General features: G+C 58.2%; 17 protein-coding genes and 3 pseudogenes. 9 read left to right on the top strand and 11 right to left on the bottom strand.

Features of this window, described 5'->3' with window-relative positions; translation table 11 throughout:
* A pseudogene (locus OC550_RS22125) lies at positions 1–75 on the top strand (IS6 family transposase); the annotation flags it as partial.
* Between the two features lie 81 nt (positions 76–156).
* Here the strand turns inward: OC550_RS22125 and OC550_RS22120 are convergent.
* Positions 157–1185, bottom strand: a pseudogene (locus OC550_RS22120) (DUF4158 domain-containing protein); the annotation flags it as partial.
* 125 nt (positions 1186–1310) lie between these two features.
* Between OC550_RS22120 and OC550_RS22115 the strand changes: the two are divergent.
* From OC550_RS22115 to OC550_RS22100, 4 genes are all read left to right on the top strand, one after another.
* On the top strand, positions 1311–1925 hold the full coding sequence (locus OC550_RS22115; protein WP_000904906.1) for a recombinase family protein: 615 nt from the start codon (positions 1311–1313) through the stop codon (positions 1923–1925).
* A gap of 118 nt (positions 1926–2043) precedes the next feature.
* A protein-coding gene (locus OC550_RS22110; RefSeq protein ID WP_223672967.1) for an IS3 family transposase occupies positions 2044–3176 on the top strand; the annotation gives its coding sequence in 2 pieces (ribosomal slippage) (positions 2044–2296 and positions 2296–3176; 1134 coding nt in all).
* Between the two features lie 99 nt (positions 3177–3275).
* Positions 3276–4079 (top strand): aminoglycoside O-phosphotransferase APH(3'')-Ib, encoded by an 804-nt coding sequence (gene aph(3'')-Ib / locus OC550_RS22105; protein ID WP_001082319.1) that lies wholly within the window; start codon positions 3276–3278, stop codon positions 4077–4079.
* On the top strand, positions 4079–4915 hold the full coding sequence (locus OC550_RS22100; RefSeq protein ID WP_000480968.1) for an aminoglycoside O-phosphotransferase APH(6)-Id: 837 nt from the start codon (positions 4079–4081) through the stop codon (positions 4913–4915). The genes aph(3'')-Ib and OC550_RS22100 overlap by 1 nt, the downstream gene beginning before the upstream one ends.
* Before the next feature lie 41 nt (positions 4916–4956).
* Here OC550_RS22100 and OC550_RS22095 read toward each other — a convergent pair whose 3' ends face one another.
* From OC550_RS22095 to OC550_RS22080, 4 genes are all read right to left on the bottom strand, one after another.
* Positions 4957–5913: a type IV secretory system conjugative DNA transfer family protein gene (locus OC550_RS22095; RefSeq protein WP_197037040.1), complete on the bottom strand. Its 957-nt coding sequence runs from the start codon at positions 5911–5913 to the stop codon at positions 4957–4959.
* Positions 5914–6074: 161 nt separating this feature from the next.
* The gene (locus tag OC550_RS22090; protein WP_015449245.1) at positions 6075–6335 is read right to left on the bottom strand and encodes a hypothetical protein; all 261 of its coding nucleotides are present in this window, start codon (positions 6333–6335) and stop codon (positions 6075–6077) included.
* A 407-nt stretch (positions 6336–6742) separates the two neighbouring features.
* Positions 6743–7234 (bottom strand): hypothetical protein, encoded by a 492-nt coding sequence (locus OC550_RS22085; protein ID WP_112366619.1) that lies wholly within the window; start codon positions 7232–7234, stop codon positions 6743–6745.
* Between the two features lie 48 nt (positions 7235–7282).
* Positions 7283–8146: a replication initiation protein gene (locus OC550_RS22080; protein WP_040265129.1), complete on the bottom strand. Its 864-nt coding sequence runs from the start codon at positions 8144–8146 to the stop codon at positions 7283–7285.
* 242 nt (positions 8147–8388) lie between these two features.
* On the opposite strand from OC550_RS22080, the gene OC550_RS22075 reads away from it, so the two are divergent.
* Positions 8389–8613, top strand: a complete 225-nt coding sequence (locus OC550_RS22075) for a hypothetical protein (protein WP_181653478.1) — start codon at positions 8389–8391, stop codon at positions 8611–8613.
* Positions 8614–8739: 126 nt separating this feature from the next.
* On the opposite strand, the gene OC550_RS22070 is transcribed toward OC550_RS22075, so the two are convergent.
* The 5 genes from OC550_RS22070 to OC550_RS22050 all read right to left on the bottom strand — a co-directional run bounded on the left by OC550_RS22070 (position 8740) and on the right by OC550_RS22050 (position 10183).
* Positions 8740–8919 (bottom strand): transcriptional regulator, encoded by a 180-nt coding sequence (locus OC550_RS22070; RefSeq protein ID WP_090423504.1) that lies wholly within the window; start codon positions 8917–8919, stop codon positions 8740–8742.
* A gap of 2 nt (positions 8920–8921) precedes the next feature.
* A complete protein-coding gene (locus OC550_RS22065; protein WP_037470142.1) occupies positions 8922–9152 on the bottom strand; it encodes a BrnA antitoxin family protein in 231 nt (76 codons plus the stop codon).
* On the bottom strand, positions 9139–9414 hold the full coding sequence (locus OC550_RS22060; protein ID WP_037470143.1) for a BrnT family toxin: 276 nt from the start codon (positions 9412–9414) through the stop codon (positions 9139–9141). The genes OC550_RS22065 and OC550_RS22060 overlap by 14 nt, the downstream gene beginning before the upstream one ends.
* A gap of 63 nt (positions 9415–9477) precedes the next feature.
* Positions 9478–9915, bottom strand: a complete 438-nt coding sequence (locus tag OC550_RS22055) for a hypothetical protein (RefSeq protein WP_030092979.1) — start codon at positions 9913–9915, stop codon at positions 9478–9480.
* Positions 9908–10183, bottom strand: a complete 276-nt coding sequence (locus tag OC550_RS22050; RefSeq protein ID WP_030538461.1) for a hypothetical protein — start codon at positions 10181–10183, stop codon at positions 9908–9910. Before OC550_RS22050 ends, OC550_RS22055 begins: the two co-directional genes overlap by 8 nt.
* A 168-nt stretch (positions 10184–10351) precedes the next feature.
* Between OC550_RS22050 and mobQ the strand changes: the two genes are divergently transcribed.
* Both mobQ and OC550_RS22040 read left to right on the top strand, forming a co-directional pair.
* Positions 10352–11563: a MobQ family relaxase gene (gene mobQ, locus OC550_RS22045; RefSeq protein ID WP_030092972.1), complete on the top strand. Its 1212-nt coding sequence runs from the start codon at positions 10352–10354 to the stop codon at positions 11561–11563.
* A 141-nt stretch (positions 11564–11704) separates the two neighbouring features.
* On the top strand, positions 11705–11968 hold the full coding sequence (locus OC550_RS22040) for a hypothetical protein (protein ID WP_030092974.1): 264 nt from the start codon (positions 11705–11707) through the stop codon (positions 11966–11968).
* Positions 11969–12185: 217 nt separating this feature from the next.
* Here OC550_RS22040 and OC550_RS22035 read toward each other — a convergent pair whose 3' ends face one another.
* Complete coding sequence (locus OC550_RS22035; RefSeq protein ID WP_040265119.1) at positions 12186–12401, bottom strand: hypothetical protein; 216 nt, start codon at positions 12399–12401, stop codon at positions 12186–12188.
* A gap of 58 nt (positions 12402–12459) precedes the next feature.
* Between OC550_RS22035 and OC550_RS22030 the strand changes: the two are divergent.
* A pseudogene (locus OC550_RS22030) lies at positions 12460–12591 on the top strand (IS6 family transposase); the annotation flags it as partial.

Here is a 12591-nt window from a genome sequence, read left to right as displayed (position 1 = left end):
GGCCAGGCCTCAGCATTTTATTATGGTGATCCCCTGGGCGAAATGCGCCTGGTAAGCAGAGTTTTTGAAACGTAAGGCCTTTGAATAAGACAAAAGGCTGCCTCATCGCTAACTTTGCAACAGTGCCCTCGCGATGACATCGCCCAGCGGCTGGCCATCATCCTGTGCATCGACCAGGGCGCCCCCGATCTCGGCGAAGGATTTCAGGGTGTCACGCACCACCCCCGCTTCGTCTGCGACCTTTGCATGGCAAATACGCTCCGAAGCACGGTAGAGACGGCCGACGATCCGGTCGTGGGTTTCGACCACTGCGTCGGCCAACATCGCCTGCCATTCCGAGACGCAAACAGCCAAGATCGCAAGCCGCCTGTCCTCCGGGAGATCGCGCATGCCGTCGGCATAATACCGTTCACCCTGCCTGCGCAGACGAGTCACCCGATGGGCAGGAACGCCGGCAAGCAGATCCTCGGGGAGATCGACGCGTTGCAGATATTCGAGCCGGTCGAGCAGCCGGTTGGCCGACGAAGAGTTCGAGCCAGGCTCGAACTGGCGCAGCCACACAAAACGGGTCACCCGATCATCAGCCGTCTCCTCGAGCAATGCCAGCAACTGTTCTCGGATCGACATAGGCAGCCGACTGGCGATCCTCGTCTCGATGCGTCGCTCGGCATCGACGAGAGCCGCGGCACAAAGCCGCTCGATCGTGGATGTCGCGGGAAGGACAGTGCGGGTGCGTCGGCACTCGGCTACGAAGCGACGGGCGATATCCTCGTTCGACACCGCCATCTCGGCTTCTCGGAACAACCATTCCTTCAGCTCGCTCGCACCACGTCCGGAGAAGGTGCGGAAGCCGTAGAGCCCCCGTAACTCGGCAAGATGCTCGTGCCGTGTTTCCTCGCGGGCAGCATAGTCTACGAGATCGTCGGCACCCAGGCCAAGCTGCGCTCCGATAAATTCGATGACCTCTGCAGGGATCAGTTCGCCTGGAGCCAGCACCCGGCCGGGATAGCGCAGGACACACAATTGCAGGGCGAAGCCGAACCTGTTGTGAGCGCGCCGACGCAGCCTGATATGCCCAAAGTCTTCATCACTCAGCGTATAGTGCTTGAGCAAATCCGTCTGTGAAGTCGGCAAGCGCAACAGCGCGTCTTTCTGCCGATCGGTTAGAGTGACGCGACGCGGCATACATGTTCCTTTTTCAAAATCTGATAGCGTTCAAGACGCTTTGTTTATGAAGCTGGTTGAGATACATTTCCAGAGGTCAATGCAATCGTGGCCGAAGCGCCGCCTCAAACCAACGTTTGTGATACATGCTGATCGGATATGCCCGCGTCTCCAAAGCCGATGGCTCGCAGTCTCTCGACCTGCAGCACGACGCCTTGCGCGCCGCAGGTGTCGAACGGGACAATATCTATGATGATCTTGCTTCCGGCGGTCGTGATGATCGCCCTGGCTTGACTGCCTGCCTCAAGTCATTGCGTGACGGCGATGTGCTGGTGGTCTGGAAGCTCGATCGCCTCGGACGATCGCTTGCCCATCTGGTCAACACGGTGAAGGAGCTGTCAGACCGCAAGATCGGCCTGCGGGTTCTGACTGGAAAGGGCGCTCAGATCGACACCACGACTGCGTCCGGTCGCATGGTGTTCGGAATCTTCGCCACCTTGGCCGAGTTCGAGCGGGATCTGATCCGAGAGCGCACCATGGCGGGTCTCGCCTCCGCGAGAGCGCGCGGTCGCAAGGGCGGACGAAAATTCGCGCTCACCAAAGCTCAGGTGCGTCTCGCGCAAGCCGCCATGGCCCAGCGCGATACTTCAGTTTCCGATCTCTGCAAGGAACTCGGCATCGAGCGCGTCACTCTCTACCGATATGTCGGTCCCAAAGGCGAGCTCAGAGACCATGGAAAGCATGTTCTCGGACTTACGTAGCAACTCGTTTCTTTTCGCAGGTTGAGCCACAGAGGTGGATCAGGAAATTTGAACAACACTTATAAGTGATATTTTGCTCCCCAAATGATGTTATAAACATCAATATATGGAGTATTTTATGACACGTAGACCAAGAAGAAATCATTCAAATGACTTTAAAGCTAAGGTAGCACTTGCTGCGATTAAAGCAGAAAAAACACTTGCTGAATTGAGTGCTGAATTTGATGTTCATCAAAACCAAATTATTGACTGGAAAAATCAACTGATTTCAGCTTCCTCGCAAGCTTTCGATCAATCAAAAGCTCCAACAGAACCACCCATCGATCTAAAAAAACTACATGCAAAAATCGGTGAGCAGGCATTAGAAATTGATTTTTTAGAAGGTGTGTTGAAGAAACTGGGTCGCTTCAACCACAAAAGTTAATCGATGACTCACTTCAGATTTCAGTATCTAAGCAAGCTAAGCTGCTGAAAGTCTCCCGTGGTTGTTATTACTATCGCCCAAAACCTGTGAGTGAATCAGATCTGAAGCTGATGCGCTGTATGGATGAGTTACATATGCAATACCCTTTTGCAGGTAGCCGTATGATGCGTGATTTATTGAATCGTCAAGGACATCATATAGGACGACGTCATACACGTACTTTAATGAAGAAAATGGGCATTAATGCGTTATATCGTAAACCAAATCTAAGTCAGGCCAATCAAGCTCACCGTAAATATCCATATCTGCTCAAAGGATTGGCTATTCAGCGCAGTAATCAAGTGTGGTCTACGGATATAACGTATATCCCTATGGCAAAAGGCTTTGTTTATTTATGTGCTGTGATTGATTGGCATAGCCGCAAGGTACTTGCGCATAGAGTATCGATTAGTATGGAGGTTACATTTTGCATAGAAACATTAAATGAAGCTATTGAAAAATATGGCCGACCTGAAGTCTTTAATACAGACCAAGGCAGTCAGTTTACCAGTGATGCATTTATTGATGTATTGAAATCAAATGGCATTCAAATCAGTATGGATGGTAAAGGTCGATGGGTTGATAATGTGATGGTTGAACGATTATGGCGGAGCGTTAAATATGAAGAGGTGTATCTCAAAGCCTACAGCAATGTTTTGGATGCGAAGAAGCAATTAAACGCATATTTTGAATTTTATAATTTGAAACGACCTCATTCGAGTCTGGACAAAATGACTCCAGATGAGTTTTACTATGACCAGCTACCACAACAAAATAAGGTAGCTTAACTAGAGCAGAGTATCACTTATAAATAAGCTTTTAGTTGTTCAAACAAGTGGGACCACCTCTCACCTCCGCGCTTCATCAGAAAACTGAAGGAACCTCCATTGAATCGAACTAATATTTTTTTTGGTGAATCGCATTCTGACTGGTTGCCTGTCAGAGGCGGAGAATCTGGTGATTTTGTTTTTCGACGTGGTGACGGGCATGCCTTCGCGAAAATCGCACCTGCTTCCCGCCGCGGTGAGCTCGCTGGAGAGCGTGACCGCCTCATTTGGCTCAAAGGTCGAGGTGTGGCTTGCCCCGAGGTGATCAACTGGCAGGAGGAACAGGAGGGTGCATGCTTGGTGATAACGGCAATTCCGGGAGTACCGGCGGCTGATCTGTCTGGAGCGGATTTGCTCAAAGCGTGGCCGTCAATGGGGCAGCAACTTGGCGCTGTTCACAGCCTATCGGTTGATCAATGTCCGTTTGAGCGCAGGCTGTCGCGAATGTTCGGACGCGCCGTTGATGTGGTGTCCCGCAATGCCGTCAATCCCGACTTCTTACCGGACGAGGACAAGAGTACGCCGCAGCTCGATCTTTTGGCTCGTGTCGAACGAGAGCTACCGGTGCGGCTCGACCAAGAGCGCACCGATATGGTTGTTTGCCATGGTGATCCCTGCATGCCGAACTTCATGGTGGACCCTAAAACTCTTCAATGCACGGGTCTGATCGACCTTGGGCGGCTCGGAACAGCAGATCGCTATGCCGATTTGGCACTCATGATTGCTAACGCCGAAGAGAACTGGGCAGCGCCAGATGAAGCAGAGCGCGCCTTCGCTGTCCTATTCAATGTATTGGGGATCGAAGCCCCCGACCGCGAACGCCTTGCCTTCTATCTGCGATTGGACCCTCTGACTTGGGGTTGATGTTCATGCCGCCTGTTTTTCCTGCTCATTGGCACGTTTCGCAACCTGTTCTCATTGCGGACACCTTTTCCAGCCTCGTTTGGAAAGTTTCATTGCCAGACGGGACTCCTGCAATCGTCAAGGGATTGAAACCTATAGAAGACATTGCTGATGAACTGCGCGGGGCCGACTATCTGGTATGGCGCAATGGGAGGGGAGCAGTCCGGTTGCTCGGTCGTGAGAACAATCTGATGTTGCTCGAATATGCCGGGGAGCGAATGCTCTCTCACATCGTTGCCGAGCACGGCGACTACCAGGCGACCGAAATTGCAGCGGAACTAATGGCGAAGCTGTATGCCGCATCTGAGGAACCCCTGCCTTCTGCCCTTCTCCCGATCCGGGATCGCTTTGCAGCTTTGTTTCAGCGGGCGCGCGATGATCAAAACGCAGGTTGTCAAACTGACTACGTCCACGCGGCGATTATAGCCGATCAAATGATGAGCAATGCCTCGGAACTGCGTGGGCTACATGGCGATCTGCATCATGAAAACATCATGTTCTCCAGTCGCGGCTGGCTGGTGATAGATCCCGTCGGTCTGGTCGGTGAAGTGGGCTTTGGCGCCGCCAATATGTTCTACGATCCGGCTGACAGAGACGACCTTTGTCTCGATCCTAGACGCATTGCACAGATGGCGGACGCATTCTCTCGTGCGCTGGACGTCGATCCGCGTCGCCTGCTCGACCAGGCGTACGCTTATGGGTGCCTTTCCGCAGCTTGGAACGCGGATGGAGAAGAGGAGCAACGCGATCTAGCTATCGCGGCCGCGATCAAGCAGGTGCGACAGACGTCATACTAGATATCAAGCGACTTCTCCTATCCCCTGGGAACACATCAATCTTACCGGAGAATATCGTTGGCCAAAGCCTTAGCGTAGGATTTCGCCCTCTCCCGCAAACGACCCCCACCTTGCGCCTGCATCGCCGCGAGCTGCGCCGTCAATGCAGCAGGGGCGAGCGTCAGCCGGTCGCGCAGCGTTTCCAGGGTGCGGGTGGCGGGCGGTTCAGTGGTGACGACGTGGAGCAGGATGCCCGCGATCAGCGCCTTGGCTTCCTCGTTCCAATGCGCCTCGCCGGCTTCACCGGGCGCGTCGTGGACCAGGGCGTCGGCGAGCGTCATGCAATCGTCGGCGAGATCGAGGCCGTGCGGGTCGATCGACGAGAGCGGGTTGAACGCAGCCGAGACGAGGCCGGTGACGCCGAACGGATCGAGGACATGAACCGCGCCGAACTTGCCGCGCTGGCGCGCGGCGATGCGGGCGTTCTCGCCCTTGGGGTCGATGCAGACGGCCGCGAACGGATATTCGAGCAGGTTGGGGATGATCGTGCCGACGCCCTTGCCGGTGCGGGTGGGCGCGATCGTCAGCAGATGCGCGGGACCGGCATAGCGCATCGGCTTGCCCGTCTTCAGGTCGCGGCCGATCAGCAGCCCGTGATCGTCGTTGAGGGCGTTCGCCTCGCTGGCGGTGGCGAAGCGGGCCGAGCCGTGCGTGTCGCCGGAATCGGCATAGTCGAACCGGCGGAGCAGGGGCAGGACGAACATCCAGACCATGACCAGCGGCACGGCAAGGTCGATGCCGATAAAGGCGAGTTGGGCGAGCGCGCCGTTCTTGTCGAGCTCGAAATACCAGATAGCCAGCATCAGCAGGAGGAACAGCGCGGCGAACAGCACCATCGCGAACAGGACCACGACGATGAGGTGGCGGGCGAACCGGAAGGGGGCGAGCAGCACGCCGAGCAGCGCCCACATCGGGTTGGCGCGGGCGGTGCGGGCAAGGTTACGTGTAGGTGCTTGCAATCGTAGCGGCGTTTGCTTGCAAACAGAGCCTTTTTTTGCTCGGATTATCTGACAACCGGCTCGGCGATCTGCTCGCGCTATCTGCCAATGTGCTCGACATCATCCTGCGCTGCTCGCAATCATAAAGGTCTGCTCACATCCCCTGCCAGCGAAACAGGGCGTCAGCGCGGCACCCGGATGGAACCTTCCGCGATCCCCTCGGCGACATTGGAGAGCATGACGGCGTAGCGATGCAAACCGGGGAAGCGACCAGCGTTCTTGTCGATTTCACCGCCGTATCCGGCGTCGAGCAACGCCTTGAAGTCGGGCATCACGTCGAACATGCCGCCGAGCAGATCGATATCGGAGGCCCCGGTAAGCAACAGGGCGTTCGCATGGGCGTCGAGACGCTTCATCGTTTCCAGCATTTCGGTCCTGGTCATCGCATCCTGTCCGCTTGCGGGGTTCCATCGCCTAGCACGACGCGCCGGCCCTGTTCGCGAAAACCTTCCTTTCTGACGATCCTGCCGGCGGGCCATGACCGCAACGCATTTCTGCGGCCCGCCGCGTGTCAAAACTGTTCTGGAAACCCGCTTCGCAAAAGCGTCTGCCGGCGACGGGTTTGGAGAACCCACTGGCAGGGAGTGTGAGCACGACGCCCCGTTTGCAAGCAGCGCCGGATGATGGCGAGCACACTGGCAGATAATTCGAGCACGAGGCCATGCGCCAGTGGCAGAAAGGGTGAGCAGAAAATCGCTCCGTTTGCGAGCAGACGCCGCTACGATTGCAAGCGCCTACACCTAGCCGTTCCCTGCCCTGATACGCGACAATCAGGTGAAAATCGCCGCTCTCATGCTTCATCGCCGCTAGGGCTGCCGCCCTGGCGGCTAAACAGGCGTGACCAGAAGCCGCGCTGGGACATCGGCTGAGGAGTAACGCGCGCGATAGCGAGGTTTTGCGCCATGGTGCGCCAGTGGTCCCGATCCTCACGGATAAGGGCTGCTTGGGTTTCTAGGGCGGCCATTTCTGCTTCCAGTCGATCCACTTGCGATGCGCGGGAGCGCAAGATGGCTAGTTCTGCATTGGCACCGGAAAGCTGCTCATGGAGGATTGTTACCTGTCCTTTCAGAGCTTCGAAATCCTCGGCATCTCGAACCTTTTTCGTATTCTTCGAGAAGGTTCGATTAGAACCCTTTGCGGTAGGTTCTACCCAGACCCAAAGGCGACCAGAATTGTCTCGCTCTCCCCTCATTTTACCCGCTTTATAGCGCGATCTCAGGGTATTTTGTGGAACGCTCAGGAGGTCTGATGCCTCTCGTAAGGTCATACGAACTTCGGTCATTTTAGAACCATGTTCGTATTGTTCGAGAAGGTCAATTTCGAACTATTCTCAAATGTCACCATCATCTGCGTTACGCAGCTTGTCGCCCAAGCTGCCCAGTAGTTTCGCCATCCCTTCACGTACCACCGGGTCAGGTTCCGTTTCCATTAGCGGCGGCGCATCGGGGGAGTCTGGTGGGTCTTTGCGGCGAGCGGCGCTATGGCGCTCGTTCTCGGCTACCGTGTCAGCGGCGTCTAACGGGTCTTTCCAGCGCCAATCAAAGCGAACGGCCACTACCGAGCGGCCCACCTTTTTAGGCGTCATGGTGACGTCCACCGTCCCGAAATCGTTGATTGCATCAAGCGCGGGATCGAGGACGCGCACTTTTAACGCCTGCCAGCGGTCATAGGACCGCTTATCATCTACACCGAGCAGGCCACGCAGATTGTCGATGCTCCACTGGGCATAGGGTTCGCGCTGGCGTTTGCGATCAGCCAGAAGGGCATAAAGGCGGCGGGCGTGAGGAGGGAGCCGGTGCGCCGCTGTCGTCTCGATCTTCACGAAATTGCCGGGGCTACGCAAAGCATGAACACCTGCGGGCGGGATCAGGATGCGGGCTTGTGATCCGCCTTCAGTGATGTGCCATTCGGCCACCAGTACCGCGCCCCATTCGTCGCCCCGGTGCTGCCCGCTTAGTTTTAGGCCGGTCATGCGGTCGAGACACTCACGAAGCCAGACATTATCCTGACGCGCATCCGGGCCGCGCAAACGAGCGGTAGGGATATTGAGCCAAACTGCGTTGGGTACGTTGGCTGGTGTCCGTTCCTCATCAAGGACCGCCGTAATCTCCCACAGGGCTGAGATCATTGCCGGGGTTAGTGGCTTTTCAGCACGCAGGGCTAAGGCAGCAGATGACACAGCGATTTGCTCCATAGGGATACGCTAATTGTCGCAATGTATCCTGTCAATGTATCCCCGAACCCTCCGGCGTGTATCCCCGAACCCTCCGGCGTGTATCCCCGAACCCTCCGGCGTGTATCCTTTTACCCTCCGGCGTGTACCTTTTTACCCTCCGGCGTGTATCCTTTTAGCCTACAGTGTCAGTGTCTAGTCTCAGAGTCTGGAACAGACACTGACACTGAGACTAGACACTGACGGCAGACACACACTGAAAATTGAGCGCCGCTGGTCGCGGCGCGCGTCATTGGAAGAACAAGCCGATGGGTAGCAGCCCGATCCAAACCGACGCCGACTACCGGGCGGCAGTTGATGAAATCCGCGCACTCTGGGATGCGGAAGCAGGCAGCGCAGATGAGGACCGTCTCGATGTGTTGGCAACACTGGTCGATGCGTATGAACGCCAGCATTGGCCTGCTTCACCTACGCCAAAGCAAGACTAGAGGCCGTAAATGGCTATCAGGGGATGTAAGAGGCGATTTCCGGCCCGTAGAGCATAGGGAGCCTCTGAGGGTAGGTCGCGAGTACCCAAGGGCTTGGCGGTGCCCTAACGGGCACCAGAGGGCAAATCAGGGGCGTTCGGTTTCGCGCAGATGGCAGGGCGGACATTCGCCCTCGCCAGCAGTGCCCCAGCTATCGAGCCAGCGGGCTACTTCCTCGCCGGTCAGGTGCAGCCCGGTTTCCCGATATTCGGCCCATGAGGCGAGGGCTTCGGCCTTGAAGCTCTCGCGGGCTTGCGTGCGGTCCACGATCAGATTTGCCCCGTCGCCACAAGCTGGCCGAGCAGGGTGTTTACACGGGTCTGCCACCCGGGGCCGCTGTCGCGCAGATGCTCCACCGTCTTTGCATCCAAGCGGATTTTTACCTCGACCTTGGGGTCTTCCGACTTGGGACGCCCACGCCGGGACGGCTTCATCCCGGCCATGAAGGCGGCATCCATCGGCGGGTTGTCGTCGTGAATTTCAGGGTCAAACTTGGCCATAATAGAACCTCGCTTCGTGCTTTTCTGCCGGACGCAGGCTGATAGCGCGGATCGCATCGTCATGAGAGCCCTCGGTGAACACCAGCACGTGCAGGCGATCACCGATCATGCCCAGGGCGACGAAGCGGACCTCTCCATAATCGAAGCGATCATCCTCGCGCTCAAACGCCGTGTCCCAATCGAACCGTTCCGCAGCCTGTAAGGATAGGCCATGCTTAGCGATATTGGCTTCATCCTTGGCCGGGTCGAACTCGATTTCCATGATATTTTGTACACCCATTAAATCGGGCGGACAACATTTTTTGTGCACCCATAAATTGCTGCCCTATTTCGCCTGCAACGGCACCCACTTGCCCTTGCAGGTCTGGGCTTTGGCGTCCCATCGTGCGGTGCATCCGTATAACTGGCGCTCGATCTTGGGTTCCTGCGCCCAGCGATAGGCGAGGGCCGCGGCGAAGATCAGGCCCAGCCCGATCATGGCGGCGGCGATCCATTCCTTCAGGCGATCCCACCAGACCCCGGCGCTGATCCGCTGAAGCTGTCCAGCGGCCCGGTGGAGGGCATCGACCCCTGCGCCTGACTGTGCGGTCCATTCGGCGCGCTGGCGGGCGTCCTGCTCGATCTGGCGGGACAGGGCGGCGACCTGCTGGGCAACCCCTTCGGCCCCGGCCTTTCGCATGGCGTCGAGCAGGGTGCGATAGTCCGCGCCGGGATCGGTGGGGGGCGGAGTGTCGAACTCGGCAGGGTCGAAGGGATCAGGCATCGGCGGGGCCACCCTTGAAGGTCCAGCCCTCGAACGCCTTGCGGTCCTGATCGCGGCTGATCCGGTCCAGCAGGTCAGTGAGGCGGGATTCCCATGTGGGGTCTTTCATGGCGGCATCGAGGAGCAGGCCGCCGAGGATGATCTTGCGGCGGGCATCGGCCTTGCGGTTCAGGGTGGCGGCGCGGGCTTCCAGTGCCTGCAACCGGGCCTTGGCCTGATCGACCCTGCGGCGGGCATTTTCGATAGCCTCTGGCGTTGGAGCGGCCATGGTCAATCCTTTCGCTGTGCGATATTGATAGCAGCGGACCCGACCGAACGAAAGAGAGGAAGGGCGCACTTATGCAAACTTGCGTTTGCGTGCGTCAGGGGATACCCCTGAACCCCAGCGGGCTATCGCCCGCGCCATGCTCCCGCATGGCAAAGGTAGGGCGCGGCGATGGCGAGCTTCCATCTTGCGGTGAAGACGATAGGCCGTTCCGCCGGTCGCAGCGCGACGGCGGCGGCGGCCTATCGTGCGGGCGTCGAAATCACGGACGAGCGCACCGGCCTCGTCCACGATTACACCCGCAAGCAGGGCGTCGAGCATAGCGCGCTTGTCGTGCCCGCCGACGCCCCGGCGTGGGCCAACGACCGTGCCGCGCTCTGGAACGCCGCCGAGCAGGCCGAGACGCGCAAGAACTCCACCGTCGCCCGCGAATATGAAATCGCGCTGCCTGCCGAGTTGTCGGCCGAGGCGCGGCGCGAGCTTGCGCTGGACCTCGCACGGGAGATCAGCGAGCGGCATGGGGTGGCGGTGGACGTGGCGATCCACGCACCAGGTCGCGAGGGCGACCAGCGCAACCACCATGCCCATCTGCTGACGACGACGCGGCGGATCGGCCCGGAAGGGCTGGGCGAGAAGACCCGCGAACTGGACCAGAAGACGAGCGGGGAGGTCGAGCGGTGGCGTGGCCGGTGGGCCGAGATGCAGAATGCGGCGCTGGAACGGGCGAACGTCCCGGAGCGGGTGGACCATCGCAGCCACCAGCGGCAGGGGATCGAGCAGGAGGCGACCGTGCATATGGGGCCGAGCGCGACGGCGATGGAACGCCGCGCTGAGCATCAGGCGATGCGGGAGGGGCGGGCCTATGAGCCGGTGACGATGGTGGGCCAGCACAACGCCGGCGTCATCGAGCGGCGGGGCCTGCGACAGTATATCGAGCGGGGGACCGAGTGGCTACGCGATGCGGGGCAGCGCATATCGGGCAGGCTGCATGCGTTCGCGGCCACCTTGAGCGGCGCGGTCGATCGCGATCGGCGCGATGCCGCCGATGCGCAGCGTCAGGAGCAGCTTGCCGCCGAGCGCGCGCGTGAGCAGGCACAGGAGCGCCAGCAGGCGCAGGAACGGGAGAAGGTGGCGGAGAAGTTCAGGACCATAGCCGGGCAGCGCGAGGCGGGCACCCATGGTTATGGCGACCATAACAGCGACTGGAAGGCTACTCCGGAGGCGCTCCGAAAGGCGGTGGACGCCTATAACGGGGCGAACCAGCATACCAAGGATCTCTACATCGAGCGGATCCAGCGCGAACCCCAGATGGCGCGGGCGGTGGGCCAGTTGCTCCACGAGCGCGAGCTGGTCCTGCAACGGGATCGGGGGATGAGCTTATGAGTGTGCCAGGTAAGCTGCCTGAGCAGAAGCGACCATTTCAGGACATCAGGCTATCGGCCTATGAGCTTTCGGTAGCCCTCAGGCGCGAATTTAAAGGTCATTTAATCCATCAACCTGATAAGGTGCTCAACGGAGCCGTTCATGCATGCTTTGATGATCCTTGCCGGAACCCTGATTCCGCTATTTGCTTCCTTGATTGTATCAGCGGAATGGGGAAGAGTTTGGAGGGCTGTATTCATCGGCACGTTTCTATCCCTGCTCTCTTTAGCGATCTTGATTTTCATCGAGCGCTACAATGAAGGCGGCCTCATTCTGATTGCCACGGTAGTGGGTCTGCCGTTTATTTTCGGATTTGCGTTTGTGGGCACTACGGTTGGCAGGATGATGCACAAGCCAAGAATATGATTGATCGGTTTAGCCGCCAGTCCGCTCTCCACCCCTCCTAGCTGTAGGCGCTTGCAATCGTAGCGGCGTCTGCTCGCAAACGGAGCGATTTTCTGCTCGGATTATCTGACAATGGGCGGAGCAGTCTGCTCACGCTAATTGCCAATGTGCTCGCCATCATCCGGCGCTGCTCGCAGTCATGGTCGCCTGCTCACATTATCTGCCAGCGGGAGTGGCGTCAGCGTGGCACCCGGATGGAGCCGTCCGCGATCCCTTCGGCGATATTTGAGAGCATGACGGCGTAGCGGTGCAGGCCGGGGAAGCGACCGGCGTTTCTCTCGATCTCTTCGCCGTATCCGGCATCGAGCAGCGCCTTGAAGTCCGGCATCACGTCGAACATGCCGCCGAGCAGATCGATATCGGAAGCACCGATCAGCAGCAGGGCATTCGGCACTGTTGCAAATAGTCGGTGGTGATAAACTTATCATCCCCTTTTGCTGATGGAGCTGCACATGAACCCATTCAAAGGCCGGCATTTTCAGCGTGACATCATTCTGTGGGCCGTACGCTGGTACTGCAAATACGGCATCAGTTACCGTGAGCTGCAGGAGATGCTGGCTGAACGCGGAGTGAATGTCGATCAC

Origin of the sequence: Arthrobacter sp. Marseille-P9274, from assembly GCF_946892675.1 — a bacterium.
In the GTDB taxonomy this organism is placed as follows: domain Bacteria; phylum Actinomycetota; class Actinomycetes; order Actinomycetales; family Micrococcaceae; genus Crystallibacter.
This window is presented reverse-complemented; position numbering and strand designations above follow the sequence as displayed.